9 protein-coding genes and 1 tRNA gene are annotated in these 19,271 nt (G+C 47.0%); 2 read left to right on the plus strand and 8 right to left on the minus strand.

The window, feature by feature from the left end; translation table 11 throughout:
* Positions 1–10 precede the first annotated feature (10 nt).
* Complete coding sequence (locus RIF36_RS04245) at positions 11–9,370, minus strand: hypothetical protein (RefSeq protein WP_350119595.1); 9,360 nt, start codon at positions 9,368–9,370, stop codon at positions 11–13.
* A 746-nt stretch (positions 9,371–10,116) separates the two neighbouring features.
* Positions 10,117–10,190, minus strand: a tRNA-Ile gene (locus RIF36_RS04250).
* A gap of 145 nt (positions 10,191–10,335) precedes the next feature.
* Here RIF36_RS04250 and RIF36_RS04255 point away from each other — a divergent pair.
* Both RIF36_RS04255 and RIF36_RS04260 read left to right on the plus strand, forming a co-directional pair.
* Positions 10,336–10,953 (plus strand): HAD family hydrolase, encoded by a 618-nt coding sequence (locus RIF36_RS04255; protein WP_350071948.1) that lies wholly within the window; start codon positions 10,336–10,338, stop codon positions 10,951–10,953.
* A gap of 3 nt (positions 10,954–10,956) precedes the next feature.
* Positions 10,957–12,180, plus strand: coding sequence for a site-2 protease family protein (locus RIF36_RS04260; protein WP_350119592.1), 1,224 nt, complete (start codon positions 10,957–10,959; stop codon positions 12,178–12,180).
* Between the two features lie 131 nt (positions 12,181–12,311).
* Here the strand turns inward: RIF36_RS04260 and RIF36_RS04265 are convergent, their stop codons facing one another.
* From RIF36_RS04265 to RIF36_RS04290, 6 genes are all read right to left on the minus strand, one after another.
* A complete protein-coding gene (locus tag RIF36_RS04265; RefSeq protein ID WP_350119589.1) occupies positions 12,312–12,752 on the minus strand; it encodes a hypothetical protein in 441 nt (146 codons plus the stop codon).
* Between the two features lie 280 nt (positions 12,753–13,032).
* Positions 13,033–13,311 carry a hypothetical protein gene (locus RIF36_RS04270; RefSeq protein WP_350119586.1) on the minus strand — a complete coding sequence of 93 codons (279 nt, stop codon included), beginning with the start codon at positions 13,309–13,311 and terminating at the stop codon, positions 13,033–13,035.
* A 166-nt stretch (positions 13,312–13,477) separates the two neighbouring features.
* Positions 13,478–13,768, minus strand: coding sequence for a rhodanese-like domain-containing protein (locus RIF36_RS04275; RefSeq protein WP_350119583.1), 291 nt, complete (start codon positions 13,766–13,768; stop codon positions 13,478–13,480).
* Positions 13,769–13,776: 8 nt separating this feature from the next.
* The gene (locus tag RIF36_RS04280) at positions 13,777–15,681 is read right to left on the minus strand and encodes a T9SS type A sorting domain-containing protein (RefSeq protein ID WP_350119580.1); all 1,905 of its coding nucleotides are present in this window, start codon (positions 15,679–15,681) and stop codon (positions 13,777–13,779) included.
* Positions 15,681–16,511: a PASTA domain-containing protein gene (locus RIF36_RS04285; RefSeq protein WP_350086269.1), complete on the minus strand. Its 831-nt coding sequence runs from the start codon at positions 16,509–16,511 to the stop codon at positions 15,681–15,683. Before RIF36_RS04285 ends, RIF36_RS04280 begins: the two co-directional genes overlap by 1 nt.
* Positions 16,512–16,526: 15 nt before the next feature.
* The gene (locus tag RIF36_RS04290; RefSeq protein ID WP_350119577.1) at positions 16,527–19,214 is read right to left on the minus strand and encodes a D-alanine--D-alanine ligase family protein; all 2,688 of its coding nucleotides are present in this window, start codon (positions 19,212–19,214) and stop codon (positions 16,527–16,529) included.
* Positions 19,215–19,271: the final 57 nt, after the last annotated feature.

The raw sequence follows: 19,271 nt of genomic DNA on the forward strand, positions 1-19,271 counted from the left end.
CAGCCTTTAGCTATTTTTTGAGCAACTTGAACCTTTGTGTTTGATTTTTCGATTCGAGTACTAAAACGTAAATTCCTGCGCTAAGATTTCCCGGCAGAATTATAGCGCTGAAAAAGTCACCACGTCTGTCGGCTAACCCCTCACCTCGCAAGATCAAAGCTCCATTGAGGTCGGTCATATAATACAATACCGGCGAGTTTTTCTCTAGACCCCTGGCAGCGACATTGATATCCGACTGGATAGGGTTGGGGTATGCATTGATTGAAGGAGCTTCTTTCTGAATCTTGATAGAAGCAACCTTGCTGTAGTCATGCTGGCCATCAAAGTCAATCTGCTTGATTCTATAGTAGGACGTTCCCCAGAATGGCTGAAAGTCAGTGAACGCATAGTCCTGCCTGTCGGTCGTGGTGCCAGCGCCGTTTACTTCGCCAATTTTTTGATAGACTATGCCATCCTCGGAGCGCTCAATTTCGAACAAATCATTGTTGGTTTCTGAGCCTGTTGCCCAATCGAGTATTGCAACACCATTTAGCTCAGTAGCGCTAAAATTTAAAAATTCGACAGGGAGCGGGGTTGTGTCTTCGTCGGTCGTTCCAAATGTCACAAACTTTGTGCTATAGCTGAGGGGGCCGGCCGTCATTGACCCAGCCGTCGGCGTACCACTAGGGGCGCTCGTGGTGGTGATCATGTCCCAAAGAGTTCCCGACCAAAACGCCATTCGAAGATTGCTGATGGTGCTTTGCACGTCTGAGCCGCTGTTCCAATTTAGTTGGACACTTGAACTGGCTGGCGAAGGCACGCTAATCATCCAATATTCATTCTCGCTCACTTTCACAATACCGTCGGCAGGGTCAACTGCCGTCACGGGGCCAATGGCAGATGCACCTCCGTTGTAGTATTCGACTATCCAGTCTTTAGTGCCCACATAACCTGTCGGCGCCTTGATTTGCATTTCGCCGCTTCTGGTCCCCTTGCCAACCGGAAAGGTGTACGATGAAACATTGGGTGGCAGCACTCTTACAAACGGGCCGTTCACATACCTGGCTGAGCTAAACCCAGACAAGGTGCCATTAAGCGTTAGTCTCAGCGTATTGTCGGTATTGGTAGTTATGAGTCCATTTGTGAAAATAAGCTGCCCATCAACATCAACATCCGTATTGGCACTAATTCCCCTGGAGGCGTCAGTGCTGTTTACAATGGTGACTCCATTTGCATTATTGATTTCAAGGTTATTAAATGCATTGGTTCCAGTGAAATTGCCTGATACACTTTGTGCCGCAGGGCCTCTCAGTACTACTTTGCTTGCTCCACCACCATTGTCGAAGCTTGAAACGTCGGACTTGTATATGTTTCCATACACTGACGTCGAATTATTGCCATCTGGAACCACCACATTCACTGTTCCTAGTATCTCCAGGTCTTCACACACTTTAAGCGTATTATTATTCGGTACAGTTCTATCACCGGCACCAGAAAAAACCAGCCTTCTGACATTGGGAATGTCGTTGAGCACGGCATAGGAACCAATACCAGCAAACTCCAGACCGCCGCCACCGCTACAATTAGCATCTGGAAAGAATGCTTCATAGTCTCCTGTTGGGAAGGCTACGGAACTGCCGTCGGAGGTGAGCTTCAGGTTGCCGGCACCAGTTACAAAGCCGAGGTTGTGGTTGGAGAACCCAGAGGCAATTTCCAGTGTTGCACCCGCTTCAATTGTCGTTTTCCTGATCCTGATATTATCGGAATTTAAAACCAGGGTGTAGCCAGACTTGACGACAATATCTGAAGAAGAGCCAGGTGCGGGGGATGTCCCTTCCTGGTAGGAGGCGTCGCTATAATAGTTGCCGGACGACGCCAGTTCGTAAGTTGTAAACGTGGGAACCATGTCAGGTATGGCGGCTCCGCAGAGCAATGAGGAGCCATTGTTCTGTAAGGTCACACCAGCCGTATATATACCTTCAAGGGTTCCGTCAATATTGGAATTGAGAGGATAGGCGATTCTCAAATTGTTTTCGTCAAATTCAGACTCGGTAAATACCTTGTCCCAGAATGATCCCAGATTGTAAAGCCTTGCAGGCCCATAGTTGGCAACCGTGTAGGGAGCTGTTACGGCAAAGTCGGCTGCATCGTAGTACATTTCCAGAGTGCCATTGAGGCCAGTGACTCCGCTTGATTTGATGATCCAATAGTACTGTAACACATTATTGGAGTCGACTATTTCAGGATCTGTACAGGCTCCAGCCGTTTCTGCATCTTCGGCAATTGGCGGCAAATCTGCTACTGGCCTTAGCGTAATGTAGCTGGCGGAAATATCGTTCACATTTATCACAGCCGGTGTATACGATGTGAGGCCAACCGGGAAGGTGAAGGTGGAGCTGCCTGCTGTAATCGCTGGGAAAATCTTCCTCAGACCAAAGTCTTTAATAGAGCTATTGGTTTGAATCATCCTGTTCACATTGAAGTCTGTATAGGCTTTTCCACCCGTTCCATTTTCGATGGTTGACGTTTCAGGAATGACAAGAAGGTTACCTCCAATATCAAGTACCCCTGTAGTAAGAACAAGCTTTTGGTCTACCTGAAAGTTTTCGTCAGTGTCAGTTATGATAAGCCCTGCCGTATTATTGAGGTTCACAACTCCAAAGTAGCTTAGTCCTGAGGAAGACCTGCCAAGGTTTTGTTTCTCAGTACCATTAAAAATGATGCCCGGGCCGGCCGCTGCGCTTATGTGTGTTGCGTCGTGCAGCAGGTCCTTTTTGATGTTGAAGGCATAGGTAGCTGTGTTCAGTGTGCCCGCCAAAATTGAGGCATTGTTGGCAACAGTAACTGACTTGGCAAGCACTAGTGAACCAGACCCCGACTTTTCAAGGTTCCAAAAGGTAGTAGTCCCCGAGCCTGAAATAGTTCCTGTGGCAGATGTAGGGAAGAAGGTGGTTTGGTTGTTGGCAATGGTGCCTCCAGAAACAAACGTGCCATCGTTAACAACACTCTCGTTTACAGTTAGATCAAGGCCATTGGCATTGAAACTGCTCCCGGTGGTAATCGACAGGTTGTCTACCGTTAGAGGCGCTGTGTATATTTTAGCCGTTACGTTGGCAGACCCGATTCGCAGTGTTTCAAGACTGATACTTGAGTAAATGCCAAAGTTCGTTTGAGAGGCTGGCGTATCTGCATTTCCGAGGGTAATTGTTGATCCATCGGTTATACTGCTTGTAGCCGGAGAAAGTCGAACAGTTGGTACTGATGTTGAGTTGAGGTGACGAACGACGGTAAATGACTCGCCGGCACCTCCATCGATATCAAGATGGAATTCACTTCCGGGATTGATCACTTCAAATACCCCTCTGATAGTTGTGGGTACAGCATTTTTGCCAAATACGGCAACACCTCCTGTTTGCGTGTATTTGAGAATGCCTGAAGTTGAAGCGGTACTTCTTCGTACCTGAGAACCCACAGTCAGAGTGCCTGAAGAAAGCTCAATGGAAGCATTTCCAGAAGCCGAATACTCGATAAAGTTGTTGACCCCAACACCGCCATCCATGTTTAGCGAGCCACCACTGATCACGAGTGGCCCGTCAAGGATTATTCCGGTGTTGGCACCACTGACCCTGGCAACACCTTGCTGGATTGCTAAGCCACCAGACCCGGAGGTTGCCTCAGCATTGAGCGAATTTGGCAGAAGGAAGTTGCCACCACCGCTTGAAAGTGTTATGTCGATTGACGGATCGTTAAGTACCAGAGTGCCATTGACGATTTCGATGGCCTTGTCGGCGGTATTGGTCAGGCCAGTAAGTGTGAAACCGTCGTTGAATGTAAATTCTGCTGCGTTGTTCAGCTTTTTATTTAGCGTAATTCTGTACAGTTGTGGTGCGTCGCCACTAACTGTGTTGAATGTACCAGAAAGACTCCCATTTAGCGTGAGCTTAATATTTGACTCAGCGTTTCCTCCAAAAATCAACCCATTGCCATTGGGTGCAATTGTTGTATTGCTGCCGGTAGTATTTATGACAATATCGCCGCCCACAAACAAGTTGTGATTAACCGAGCCTCCGCTTGCAACTCTGATCACGTTGCCACCACTTGCCGCAGTCCCTGTGGGATTTCCGACGTAAACATCACCAATTACTGTAACGTTCCAGGGGATTCCCGTATTGGGCAGCCGAAGTTCTCCTCCGCCAGTACCGTCAACCAATGGTCGTAAATATAGATTTGCATTGACTGTCGCATTTCCTCCGGAGGCACTACTTAATGCCAGATTGGAGTTGCCACTGATTTCCAGGTTTTGATTAGTTGTGAAGTTTTTAGCAATAGTTACAGTACGATTGTTTGCTCCCCATCCGTCGTTGGTGATAAAAAGGGTAGGGACTTCATCTGGAATATTGTTGATGGTGTAGTCGTTAAATGCCTCATACAACAGCGTAGACGAATCTTGAGCTGTGAAAAGGCCTAAATCAACCGCTGCAAAGCTGGGATCCCTTTGATTCTGATTGGTGCTGCCACCTCTGACACGGATGGTTCCTTCACCTTCTACCACATTGACAAGAATATTACCTGTAGAATTCCAGGTGAGCGTTGGTCTAAACTGAAAATCGTTAGACCCACCAAGCTGAGATAATGGTTTTCTGACGACAGGTGCGTTGCCCAAATTATCGGTCATTTGGATAAATATCAGTCGGGCTGCAACCACGTCGCCCCCGTCGACCCTTGCAGAATGCGAGTAGCCTCGGTAGGTGGTTTTAGGGTCATCATACGGAAAGAAGCCAATCACAGCAATATCTCCTGCACCAGGTGTATCAGGCGAATCCGGATTTGTACTCAAGTGAGGATTGGCGGCGTTGAAACCTGGCTGGTCATTTCTTGTCCAGGTATTGGCTGTTGTCCAGAGTGGTTGGTTCCCTGTCAGGTCACGACCCTTCGTGTAATAGATCAATGGAGCATTGACAAACCTTGCTGCCTGGCCTGTTGTAAAATTGGCGTTCGCCAGAGGGAATCCTACGAAACCAGCTTGAGAAAACTCTCCTCCAGTGCTTGTTCCATTAAAAGTGATGTACCGGGTAGCATTGTTTTGGTTTGTGTTTTGGTAGGCGGATGTAACGATGTCTGTCAGGTCACTTACAGGGTTAGACTCGTAGGCCCGTGTAAACGGAGTTTCATCAAGAACATAGCCAGGCACATAGTTTTCCTCCAGACCTGCCGGTTCTAAGCTAGGCCTGTCGACACCAGCAATTACGCTGTTTGATGCCCTGTAATAAAAACGAAATGCTACGTTTGGCACCGTTGTAAAATCAGAGTGCCTCACTCGCCAGTAGTGCTGAAGCATTTGTCCGCCAGCAAGGTCTGTTAATTGCAGTTCGCCTGAGACTACGTTAATCTGGACATAGCCATCGTCGGAAAAGTCTTTCACCTTCATTTGAGCTGGTCTCGAGTAGAAAGTAGTGCCACCATCAAGCGTAAATCCAACCGGAAAAGTGATGGGGGCCGTGTTGTTGAGTCTCGACGTCACATCCTCCGTTACTGTGTTGCCTCTTACCTTGAGTTTGAGCCCTCCGTCGCTGGGGTTTCCGTCGGTAAATACGAGGATATTTCCTGTGATGCCTTCGTTGTTAACTCTAATGACGCTTGCGTTGGCTACGTCACTATTGAAAAAGTTTCCGCCGCCATTGTTGATGTTCCATATCTCATCAATGGTCAGGGTGTGGTTTTTTACATAAATCCTGCCGTTGAGGTATTCTACTCTTTCCAGGAGAACATCACTATTCAATTCAATAGTAGTAGCCACCCCTACGTTGAGTCTAATGTTTCCGAAGACCGCATCATCCGTCGTAGTGATGGTAACTGGTGGGTCTTCTCTGAAACGAATCTGTGCGACGTCTGGAGTACCTGTAGCAGTTGGGTACGGGCCTGCACTGAAATAAGTCCCCAGGCGGTCATTGTTTGTAATGCTACCCCAAATCCTCAGCGTATAGGCATTTTGATCCATTGTTCCGGATAGTACAGAAATGTCTCCGTTAACGTCTAGTCTGATTCCACCTGTGTTTCCGTTTCTGGCGACCAGCCTTAGCTCATTGCCGCTGGTTCTGTTGAGCACTACGCTGCCTGCTTCAAGCTGCCCTGTTCCGGCTGTAACTCCGTAGTAGACAGTGTCGATGGCGGAAGTGCCGATGGTTTGATTGAAATAAGTTGTGTTAAAATTTGTTGGGAGGTCTGCGATGCCATCGTAAGGGGCAACACCGCCAAATACAGCCTGGTAAGTTGAGTTTCGTCCAACGTAGAAGGAACCGCCAACATAAATGTCATTAACATTGACAGCAGATGTGGTCGGTGCAAACACAATTGGATAGTCCCCCAGCGGGTTGTTGTAATAAGTGTCGCTGTATCCGTGGATCACAAGATCGTTGAGTGCTACGAGAGGCTGCCCGGCGACAGATGGTTCGTCCAAGCCTCCTCCGGTGCCTGATGTGGTGCCGATCAGGACGATATTACCCACCGAAGCTGCCGTAGCTCTCATTTTTACATTGTAGAAAGGAGCTCTGGATGTGACTCGGTATTCTGTGGTTGTGCTGGATTGGAAAGTGACCGTGCCGCCAGTTACCACCTGATTACCAGGGTCGCAGTTGATGAATATATTCCCTCTAAGGCTGGAAGTACCTAAATTGTTTCTGCCGTTAACGATCAAATTGCCACCGGTCATTACAAAAACGTTGCCTGTGTAGGTAAGAGAGAACAAGGCGTAGTCGGCATTGACTGAACCGCCTCCATTGATGGTCACGGTGCCGCCATTTTGCTCGTAGGTTCCCTGGGCAGAAAGACCATTTACCGATGTTCTGAACGCTGCCATATAAACCGTACCACCATCGACTTTTAACTTTCCGGCGTCTCTCAGAGTTAAGCCGCTTCCAACAGAAGCTATTAGCTTTCCTGATGTGACTTCAACCGTACCATACGGCACTATGGCAGTTCCACCCGTTTTGGCGACAAAACCTCCATCAATCTGAAGCTTCGTAGTACTCGGGATCGAATAATTTCCGGTAGTGTTAATTACAGGCACTGCCACGTTAACTCCCAATTTTACGGTTCCTTTGACAAGAGCGAAGGCGTTCAGGTTGGACGTTGCCGCAGTTATATCCGAGTTGACATCGTAGTTGGCTCTTCCCAGCAATCGGAAATAGGCACTGTCTGGTGCCTGAATGGAAAGTGTGAAGGTTTCGTCTGTTCCTTTGTCGATAACAATTCTTGAGAAATAGGTAAGGTTGTTGCAGTCGACGGTCTGATCTTTGGTGGCGCTATTAAAAAAGGTGTTGACCCTGCCTGTTACATCGTCCGTAGTGTAGTAAGCTGTCGATGGGCTGTATCTGGCTGCCACGGAAGCAAAGTCTGTCCGGTTGGTGAAATATGCCTGACCTCCGTTGGTGAAGTTGCCTGAAATGGTAAATGAGTGAGTAGCGTTGGCGTTTGCAGTAACAATGCTTCCGACCCTGGTGCTGCCGTTGTCTTCCACTATTACGTCGCCGCCAACGGTGAGACTTCTGGCCGTGGTAGTGCCGTCGCCAAACTGAAACCTTCCGTTTCTAACGGTGAGGGTTCCGTAAAGGCTGTAGTTGGAGGCGAGAATGACTTTGTCGGTAGCCGCTGTTTTGTCGACCCGAAGGTTCTTGAAGGTCCTGGAAACAGCAAGCGTCATATCTCCGGCACCTGCCACTATCAAAGTTCCGCCGTTGTCGGGGTCAGAAAAGCCGATATTTCCTGATGTGATACCTGCTGGAAAGTTGGCGGTGCCGCCGTTTCCCTGAAGCCTGATCTGACCGTTGCCGTTTATCGTTTTGAAGTTGTGACCAGTAGAAGTTGTAAGATACAGGTTGCCACGCACCTCCATCGAATTCACGGTTATGTTATTTGTGGCCGGCTGAACGGTCACAGTTCTACCCGATCTGATAATTACATCGTCTTCAGCTCCGGGTATATTGTTGCCAGGGTTCTTTACAATGGGTGCTGTCGAGGCGTCTAGCGTCCAGGTAGCTGAATTCGACCAGTCGCCGTCCTGAAACACATACCATGTTTTAGATGTGAGCTGAGTTCCTTTCCCTAGTGTGTAATACCCCGATTTAAACCTTGAGGCTGGAATAGAAACTACCACTTTATCACCACTTTCAAGTGAGTACTTGTCTACATAGATGCTCGTGAAATTGGCGGACACATCACTTCGGTAAAGCAGAACATATTCATTGAGGTTGCCTGAATAGGTGAGCCCGGCATCGCTAAAGTCGAAGAGTAACTCTGCATTAACGCCGCCTCCGTTGACTACGCCAGACTGGCTTACCTCTGTGTACCAACTTCTGGCCCAGCGGGAAGTAACCCCAGCTCCAATTTGGGTAGCAAGCCCGTCGGCATGTGCGGTGCCATCGTGCGCAAAAGCAACAAACTCTCCGGCGTCCAGCGAGCTGTTTACTTCTCTAATCTGCAATGCGTCGGAGGTGGCCGAAGTCACCTTAACAGTGCCATCCACGGTTCCTAAACCTCTGTACTGAGTGAAGTAAGAAGTATTGTAGGTGCCCAGATTGCCAAAAATGTCATTTGTAGTCAGGTTGACACCATATTTGTGGCCAAGCATATTTTCAACGATGACCCTTTGCGGAGCACTTACTGCCCCATTGTAGATGATGACTTCTGCAATGTCACCTGGAAAGCTTCGGTTGTCGCTAAGGTTGAAGTTTCCGATATATAACGGCGACGCATTGTCTGGCAACGGGGTGGTTACATTGGTGCCACTACTTGTTACAGAGTTTCTATTGAGGAAGAATTTGTTCCCGGACAGCGTGTGATCGTAAGTGGTTGAGATAATATAATTGGTATTGTCAGAGACACTTACGTTGGCAGTGCCGCCGTCGCTGATATCGGCACTGATGCTGCCGGAGTTTCTAAATAGCCGGTAAGACTGATTGGCTCCAACGCCAGTTCTTTTGTTTAAAATTCCCTGGACGCCGCTGCTTTCAGTTCTTATTACTAGAAAGAAGCTCATAGCCGACGACCAATCCAGCAGTGAATTGTCGTTTACCGCCAGATTATAGTTGGTGGTGCCCGTTGGCCCGAAGTTAATGGATGGCCTATTGTTCAGGTTGGCATTGCTTGCAATATAGGTTGGTTGCCATGTGCCATTCGCCTGGGCAGCATTGAGACCGTTGCCAGACTGGTCAGCCCATGCGCTTACTTTACCGCTCGACTGGGTAACGCCTGCGTCTGCTTTTAGCCACAATACATTTCGTGGAGCAACTGAGCCATCGCCACTACCGATGCCCGCCGGACCGGTTTGGGCGTAGGTATTGGAAAATGCGCCAAACAATGAAAGGAAGGTGGCAGCAACAAAAACATTTCTCATACAGGCTAGAATGACTTACTTAAATAGGAAAAGATATCAAAAGTGGAATAAGAGAGTAAGGTTATAATACTACATTCAAAATTAGATAATTCTAATACAGTACAGGAGTATTTGGTAGAATAATAGCAAGTATTCGTCGAATTTTCTTCAAAAAAGTACATGGCATTGGGCTTTGATCATAGAAAAAGTAAGTCTTGATTTTTGGCGACGCTAAGATGTAGAAGTTCAGTGAGCTGGGGCGGGATTGTTATAAATTAAACATAAGTAGTGAATTTTGAAGCACTGAACTAGTTCTAAGCCCGACAGCTCAGCCGATGAGTGAAATATTATCCTGATTTTTTACAAAAAAAACCATGGGAATATTACATCGGTTGCTTAATGCTATGTTGGTTGCGTAGAAATGGGATTATTTCTACCTGTTTTAAGGGAGGCTCGTGCCTGCGTCATCGAGTTATTTGCACTTGTTTATTTGTGCCTAACGAAGGTTGTGGCCGGGGAGGCACTTCATAAACTCGGCGGGATAGGGACAGCCTGAATTTATTGGCCGGGCTATGAAAGGTGTAGTTTATTGGCGACACTGAGGCGAGTGTTACAGACACAGCCTGTTATCACAATGCGAGGGTTTGATGAATACTTTAATTTTTTTTTAACTGACACCAGATCCTAAAACAGCCCAAAAACAAATCAATTTGTTGCGCCAACAAAAAAGCACCTCCCAAAAAATGAGAGATGCTTAGGTGTTTCTGTGGGCCCACCTGGGCTCGAACCAGGGACCACCTGATTATGAGTCAGGTGCTCTAACCAACTGAGCTATAGGCCCTCTGAGGGAGTTATTCGTTGTCGGTGAAAGGGCAGTTGAAATATTTCGATAATAATTAACGAATAACCACTAACTTTTAACCTTCCTCCTCCGAAAAGGACTGCAATATTAGATATTTGCTTTTAATAACACAAACAGGAATCCAGTGAATCTTTCAGGAATTAAACATCTCATATTTGACCTTGGTGGTGTCATCATCGACCTAAATCCTGAGGCTACCTATACAAGTATGGAACGCCTGACTGGCCGCCCTATCGACCAGTGGCTCAGCGGCCTTCATGAAAGCCAGCTTTTTACTGACTACGAGCAGGGCTTTCTTTCTGATAGCGAGTTCAGAGATAGCGTTCGGCAAATTGCAGCGGTGTCCCTAACCGACACAGAGATCAATAAAGCCTGGAATGCCATGCTGGGAGCCATCCCAAGACGCAGAATAGATAAAGTTGTTGAGTTGGGCAAAACCTACCAGACATTTGTTCTCAGCAATACCAATGGCATTCATGTATCAGCCTTTAATGAAACCTTGCAGCTATCTACAGGCAAGCCAACACTCGACCATTTTTTTAACAAAGTTTACTTTTCGCACGTGATGAAAATGCGAAAGCCGGAAACGGAAATCTACCAGACGGTGTTAGGCGAAAATAATTTGAACCCCAGGGAGGTGCTCTTTCTGGATGATAAGGAAGAGAACCTTAAAGGGGCTGAGAAGCTTAAAATACAAACGTTTCTAGTACCTTCGCCCGATAGCTGGTTAGAACTGTTTTAGTGCATGGAAGAAATAGAAGGAAGCAGCCCGGAGCGGTCGCTTCAGGAGCAAATTAAAGAGCTGGAAATAGCGGAGAAAAAGAAGGAGCAGAAACGGCTTTTTATTCATATTGGTCTTTTTATTGCCACGTTTATTTGCACCACACTGGCTGGTGCTGAGTGGAGTAGAAACAAGTTCCTGCTATTCAGCGAAGGATACACCTGGGCTGATTTCGTGGCTGGCATGGAGTTTTCCATTCCTTTTCTCACCATTCTTACCTTTCATGAGTTTGGGCATTATCTCACCGCCAAATACTATAAAATCAAAGTTACCCTGCCTTATTACCTGCCTCTTTGGCTGGGGTTTCTGGGGTCGCCCAGCATTGGCACCATGGGTGCCTTCATCAACATCAAAGGTAAAATTAAAACCCGCCAGCAATACTTCGATATTGGCATCGCAGGGCCGCTGGCAGGTTTCGTTGTGGCGCTATTTGTGCTTTGGTATGGCTTCACGCATTTGCCGCCACAGGAAGATATTTTTCAAATTCACCCTGAGTACGCACAGTATGGCCTGGATTATCCTAACCATGTCTATAGTGATTCTACGGCATCTATTGGCCTGGGTAACACCATCTTGTTCGATTTCTTTAAGGAGCATGTGACCACACAGCCCGAGCTGTTGCCTCACCCTAACGAGATCATTCACTATCCATGGATACTGGCTGGCTACCTGGCGCTGTTTTTCACAGCACTCAACCTGCTGCCCATTGGCCAGCTCGACGGAGGGCACATTGTTTACGGATTGCTTGGACTCAAAAATTCACGGCTGGTGTCAGCCGGCCTCTACATCGCCTTCATCTTCTATGCGGGACTGGGGATAGTTACGCCTTTTATGGATTGGACTGCAACAACCACTTTTTTCATGGTGCCGGTTCCCAACCTCTTCGCCATTCCTGTGTATATCTATTTTTTGAAGTGGGTTATGCAAAGCCTGACAGAAAATGATCTGAACCGGTGGATGGTAGCTGTAGGCATCTTCACAGCTCAGTTTGTAGTTTCACTCATCTTCCCAACAGTGGAGGGCTACAGTGGCTGGCTGCTTTACGGAATTATTCTGGGCCGGTTTATTGGCATCTATCACCCGCCGGTAGCTCACGACCAGCCTCTCGACTTCAACCGCAAGGTGCTCGGCTGGATTGCTCTCATAATCTTTGTGATTTGCTGGAGCCCGAATCCGTTTACGACCTAGTTGAGAACTGCCTTTCGGGAGTGTAAATAATGTTTAAGGTAGTTTCTTTCACTTTTGCGAATAGCACACCACTTTTTTCGTGAAAGCTAACTCTCATTTTTGTCGAGAATACTACCAAAAATACTTTTTGCTCACTTGATGGTAGTTCTGAATTTGATCTGATTTGATGATGTTTTCGGTATGCTAAACCAAAACACGTTTATCGTATTAATGCGACATCCCCCATTATATGGAGAGATGTTGGTTTCACATATTACGGCTTCTCCCTGCCTAAAAAACCTGGTGCGGGTTTGTATTTTGTCACAACTGGTGGTAGAAATTTTCACACCGACAACCGTTCTGGTGGCAAAGTCAACATCTGAAAAAAGAAAATAGCTGCAATTTGGGTGAGGAGACTTGAACGAATAGAGAGTTTCCTCTAGTTCTTGTTCGCTGTTGAATATGTAGGTTTCCTCCAACTTATTTAGATTAAGGCATCCAATTTGAACCTCCTCCACATCTGTCATGGGAACTCCATCATCCTGAATGGGGCTTAAGAAGAGAGCGATAAATAAGGTGATGCTGAATGCCATTGTGTGTATCTTTTAGTTATTGGCAAGTTTGCCACGGGTTTCGTTATTTAAGCGAGAGTGCCCGATTCGAAAAGCTTAATAAACACTGGAAAAAGAAGGGAAGCGGCTAGTTTTCATAAGGTCTCACGTTAAAACTGACATCTTCTTTAGCTATTTTTGGAATACTCCACCACAAGATCTTTTGCCTTAATACAAAGCAATTGCCATCGTCAAACCTTACTTGGCATATAATCTTCTTCTGCCCTTCAAGATGGAAACTTGACGAGTGGTTGAATGTCATTCAGCTTCCTGATTCTAGTTTTACGCCGACTAAGGTTCGCTTGGAAAAATCAATTGCTGCTATTTGTGTCTTTCCGCAGTTTATGTTTGGTGATCTAAACTCAGACATGGCCCTGGTAAATTCTGCCGCACTGTTAAAGACATAGTGCATATCTAGTTTGTCCAGGTTTAAACACCCAATAGTAACTTCTTCAACATCCGTTAAAAGGATCCCATCCTCCTGAAGGGGGCTGAAAAGTAAGGCTAAAAGCAAGGTGAGGTTTAAGGTTATTACAGGCATATCCAGATGAATTTAAGCTCTTTGATTGTTTTTAACAAGGCCTTTTTCTGGTTTCCTGTATTTGATTTGCTCGACAACGTAACGGATGATTTCTTTTATTTTCTCAAGTAGAATACTACTAGGTTCTCCTACTTACATGCGTTTTTCGCCATTTCTTAAAATCCACTCAATAGGGCCACTTGCTTAGGCCACCTTCCAAGTTCTTAACATTTGCGAACCCATGTTTCAATAGATACTTTGTACCTGTTCGACCTCTGGTGCCTGCTTTGCAATGGATCACAATCATTTTGCTTTTCCATGACGCAATTTCCTGTAGCCTGAAAGGGAGGCTGTTCAGCGGGATATTGAGGCCGCCTATGTGATATTCTTCGTGCTCCCATTCTTCTCTTACGTCCAACAACAGAAAGTCGGCTTTGGAGTCAATTAAGGTCTTCAGCTCCTGAGGGAGGATTGTCATTGATTGGGTCAGTTGGTCAGTATCAGCTTAAATGTACTTTTCCTGTTTTGGAAAATGTACTGCACAAAATAAAGACCTTTTGGCAAGTGAGTCAAATCGATTGACCACGGACGCTGGGTGTCCGATAATTGCACTGGGAAAGATCTTCCTGAAACATCCGCTATGAAAACAGCGTCCGGCTTTTCTGAGAAGTGGACAATACCCTGACTGGGGTTGGGGTAAATGGTTAATTCTTCGATGGGCTTTTCATCAAGGCCAGTCACTGACCTGAAAGGCACATTTTCGAATACCGGCCTGATCATCAGGCTTCCTTCCGTTCTTTCATTTTGCACCCAGCCATTGCCTACGTTGAAGTAAATTCTGTCGCCGGTGTTATTGTTCTTGTCCAGCCCTATGCCCACAAAATTGTCGGTATACTGCCGGTAGCCAATGTAGAAGGTGTCACTCACCACCACTGGTATTTCAAACTTGTAGCGCACAAACTGGTCAAGCTCCTCTTTGAACTCCACACTCACCCGCTGCAGTGCCAGCAAGGTGGGGTTGATATTGGTGAGTGTCTTCCAGGCAATGATGTCCAATGGCTGGCCATCGGCAAAGGGTGCTATCCTTGGGAAGTGGATGTCAATCGCTGTGAGGGTGTCTTGCGCCAATGCCGCCACCTTATAGGCCAATTGCCCCCTGCTTTGATTGATGCCAGCTGCGTATTCCGCAGTGCCGTCGTCCCAGGCGGTGAAATCTGAAAATGCAAGACTAATACTTGTGGTATCGTTGTTTCTATAGTTGATATTTTCAAAATAGGTAGTGTCGGCTGTCAGGGGGTCAACCCTGCTTATGAGGTATTTGTCTCCCGTTTTAAGAAACAAATCCATATTTAGAACGACCGAGTCCTTGTCCTGCAAAAATGCTTTGATTGCTTCAGTGTCGACGGGCGAACTTGTTATTGTTCGCCTTTCAAGGCCCTGAGGTATTGGATCGACTACCTGATTTTCATCAACAGAAGAAACAATTTGTCCGGTGCTGGCTTCCACAATCTGAATACTGTACTCCACAGGCTGCAGTAAAGCATCCAGGTTGAAAAATTCAAATGAGCTCGTGCCTGATAGCCTGTCGGCGGCCGACTGGAACTGGCCTGATGGTAATGCGTAAATACCTTTCAATGGCGATAGTGGGGCAGCAGAGAGGGCTCTGTCGAAGTAGGTGTTATTGGACGGGCTTCGGTTCTGGTTGAGGTAGATGTAGTCAATATGCCAATGATCAAACGGCCCTGTTTGTTTGTTGAAACTCTGAAACCTGAAACGAAAGCCCTCGTGGTAAAACTCAGGCTGCAAAATAGGTACAAACTGCTGCGTAAAGTCTTCCTTCAGGTTTTCCTCGCCACCTTTCAGTATCCACTTTGTTACCCAAACACTATCTCTGCTTAGAAACTGGAGGCGCAGCGAGTCTTCAGTGTTGGGAATTTCACCCAGGCCCTTTATTTGCCAGAAGAAGCTCAGGTAAACTGTGCTGCGGAGGTTCGCAGGAATAACCGACAAATCGATGGCCCTGGAGGTGAGGCTGTCTGCCGGGCCCACAAAGTTGGAGGTTGGGTTGTGAGGAATACCATTACTGTTGAGTCCGTCAAATGTGGCTACGCCAAGGGTGGGAGGGTGTAGCCCCAGCGTGGCATTCACCCATACATCCTTGCTGCTCACCCACCACTCGTTGCTGGGCTGGCCGGTATAGTTCGAGAAGTCGTCCCAAAACGGGAGTTGGATGGTGTCATCGGCGTCAAGCGTTCTTCCTGAAGCTGAATACTTGCTATTGGTTGGGAAGGCGATTGGTTTTTGGATAAGCTGGGCAATAGCACTGTGGCTTCCGGCCACAAATGCTGCCAGGAAGAGAATGCCTTGTAGCCATCGCCCTTTTTCTATCATTAATTGAATCTTTCTGGCTCCGTGCCTACTATCCAGAGGTCTATGTAGTCGCCTATTTTGATCTTTTTGTCAGCCGAAGGTGATTGTTTAAAAACGGTACCCAGTGGCATTGCCTGTTCCTGGTAGGAAACTGTGCCGTCAGCACTTTTTACTTCTATCGTCGCTTTGCCATCTTCTTCGTAGTGAACGTCGCCTACCTTAAGGCCCTGTCCAATAACGGAAAATTCAGCGTCTTCATATGTAAGACCAATTAAAGTTGGGACATTAAACACCTGGTTGCCAAGGCCGTCTCCCACAATTAAATCAATTTTGGCTCCTTTAGGCACCGAGGCTCCTTCGCTGACAGGCTTTCCCTGGTAGAGCTGCTTGAGTACTGCGTTTAAGGCCATGTCCGATGCGTACGTAATTTCTCCCAGCAGAAGGTCGTAGCTTTTGAGCACCACCTGCGCATTTTTTACGGAGCCATCTACCAGCTGAGGCATCCTTACCTTGGGCGGCTCTTTGGCATTCAATGAGATATATATCTTTCTATTTTCCTTTACCTTCGAGTTAGGCAGTGGAAACTGCTTGAGCACGGCCAGCGGCGGGTATTGCGACGAAAAGCCAGAGTCTTTATTGATCTCAAAACGCAAATTCCGGTCAGTCAGGAATTCATCCAACTCATCCAGAGGAATCCCTTCCAGGTCGGGCACTGTAATGGTTTCCCCATGGTTGGTGGTGTTGGGCAGATAGACGTAAAAGAACCCGAGCAGGAACACGACGGCAATGGCCACCATAAGGGCCAGCTGGATCAGCACATCCTTCCATGAGTTGAATTGAAAAAGTGTCATTTGCTACAGTTTAGGTCAGGCTATTAGTTTTTGTCGCTGCATACCGTAAGTCAGAATCGCATCAATGAACTCGTAGGGTTTGTAGCCATTGATTGCCGATTGGTGGAAAATACAGGTAGCGGGTGTCATTCCAGGTAATGAATTAATTTCAATAATAACGGTTTCTATCTTGCCATCCTCATAAATACGTACAAAGGCATCGATTCTTGCATAGCCCTCAATGTTTAAAATCTCAGCTACTTTTTCCAGGTCTTTTCTTACCTTTTCACTTACCCGCTTATTTTCTTCAAGTGTTTTACCAAACCTCGCCGGGGTGATGTTCTGCCCCTCTCCGGCCAGAAACTTTTCTTCGAGTGAAAGCACGTCGCCAGTGGCCAGGGTTTCCGAAGGCTCGAACACCTCATATGCTCTGTCGCCATTGTCGTTGATGCTGGTGAGCATGCCACCGGTGACTTCTAAAAAGTGTGCGGCACCATTCCTGTCTATTAAATCTTCAAGCAAAAAGTAACTCTTCTGAGGAAACTCCTCGTTGTCCTTCAGCTTGAGCACTTGCTGCTGAGCAGGCAGAAATTCCGGTGTGTCTCTAAACATCATTTCAGCAAAAGCGCAAAGCTCCTCCTGGTTTCTGATTTTCTTCACAGCAGAACTACACCCATCGTCTGCCGGCTTGGCAATCAGCGGATAGGTGAAGCTCTTCTCCAGTTCGGCTATTGTTTTAGCGGGATGCGCCAGGTATTCCTCCTTGTAAACGAGCGTGTGATTGGCCACCGAAATGCCATGTTTCATCAGTAGCTCATTGGTTTCATATTTGTTGATGGTAATGCGGCTGCTGTCTACGCCCGATCCGTTGTAGGGAATGCCCAGCTTCTCCAACTCCACCTGCACGGCACCGTCTTCGCCGGGCCTGCCATGCAAGGCAATGAACACGGCATCGACTAAGCCTGACAAATCTTCGTAATTGATTTGCTTATACTTCAAAATAGTGCCGGGAGCATAGGTGTTGGTGATTCCGTTAGCTTCAGTTTTTATATGTCCAATGACCGGATGCTCACTTTTGGATGCGGCCGCATGAAGCTTTTCTCTTATATCATCGGCGTTGTCTTTGAGCATGATATTCACCGGAAGTAGGTAGAGCTCATGATTTTCTTCGTTGCCAGTGAGGAAAATCGGCACCGGGTGGTATTTTGTGGAGGAGGCCAGCTTTTCAAAAATATTCCTTCCACTTTCCACGCTAATATGCCTCTCAGAAGAGAAGCCACCCATGATCACACCCACACTGATTTTTTTGACCTCTGAAACTGCCAAAAGCTGAATCTCAGTATCCAGTTTTTTGAGCAGCCCTTTCATCTGGTGGATCATTTTGCCGGTTTTTATTCTGGCCGCAAGTGACGTGCGAATGATGTAAGTGAGAAACTGCGACGGGTTGAGCCCTATTTCAGCAGCCTGGTGAAAGAAGAACGACGAGGGTAGCATACCCGATGTAGTATTCGGATCGTTGAGAAAAATGCCTCCATCTTCCATGTAAAACCCATCTATCCGGGCGTAAACCTGGCAGTGCAGGGCGGTGAAGAGTCTTTCGCACTGTTCCCGAATTCTCTGAATGTCACCATCGGGTAGTTCAATCGGCGTTATTTTCCGGCTGATGCCTGGCAAGTATTTGGAGCGGTAATCGAAAAGGTCTTTGATTTTTCTGATCTCGGTGGGAGGCAATGCCATCGGCGCACCGTTTTCATTTTCAATAACGATGCAAGAAAACTCCCGGCCTTTGATGAACGCTTCCACCAGCACTGTTTCCTCAGCGTGCTGACTGGTAAGCCGAATAGTATCTTTTCTTGTGGAAGCCAGCTGGTCGAGTTTCACCCAGAGTTTTTCGGGGTGGGCTATCCACTCACCTTCCATCATCACCGGAAGGCCAATGCCCTCCCTGATGTCTGTAAGTTTTATCAGCTCTTTTCTCTTCTCTTCATTGGGTAGAGTCGCCCACCAGCTCAAATCAATCTCTTCAATGAAAAATGCCCTGTTCATGCCGTCCACAAAGTCGTCGATAGAGTCCTTGTCGATAATGGCCACGCCAATGGTCGACCCTTGGTTGGGCGCTTTGATGACCAGCGGAAGTTTTAGCTTTGATTTTAAAGAATCGAAGACTGCTTTTTTATTGGTTTCCGTTAGCCACGCATCTCTGTTAACAAGTTCGTAAGCGGGCGCAGAGAAGTTGTTTTTCTCTAAAAGGTCTTTTTGGACAACCTTATTTACCCCAATGGCCGAAGGCAAAATGCCGGAGCCGGAGTAAGGAATATTGTACCACTCTAAAAGCCCCTGGATGTTGCCATCTTCTCCAAAAGGGCCATGAAGTGCCAGAAAGGCAAAGTCGATAAGTGTTGGCAATTCTTCGGGGCTGACTTTGCGGCCAACATGAGAGGCGGCACTCAATGCAAGGTTATGGTCTTCAGCGGCCAGCGATTCAATATACACCTGAAAATGATGAGGACTGGGCGGAAGCAGAGACACTGGGGGGTAGAAGTCCCGAATAGTACCTTTGTACACGTATTGCCAATCGAGCTCTATGATTTGCCCCAGGCTGTCAATAAAAAAGAGCACTGGCTCAAACAATGATTTATTGAGGTTGTCGTAAACGGTACGTCCCCCTGCAAAGGATATTTCTCTTTCCCTGGATTGTCCTCCAAAGAATATTCCTACTCTCATCTTTTAAATTTAATAATTACAACGATCACTGCCGACTTGAAACAAAATTACGCAACC

This window comes from Imperialibacter sp., from assembly GCF_040222815.1.
GTDB lineage: Bacteria > Bacteroidota > Bacteroidia > Cytophagales > Cyclobacteriaceae > Imperialibacter.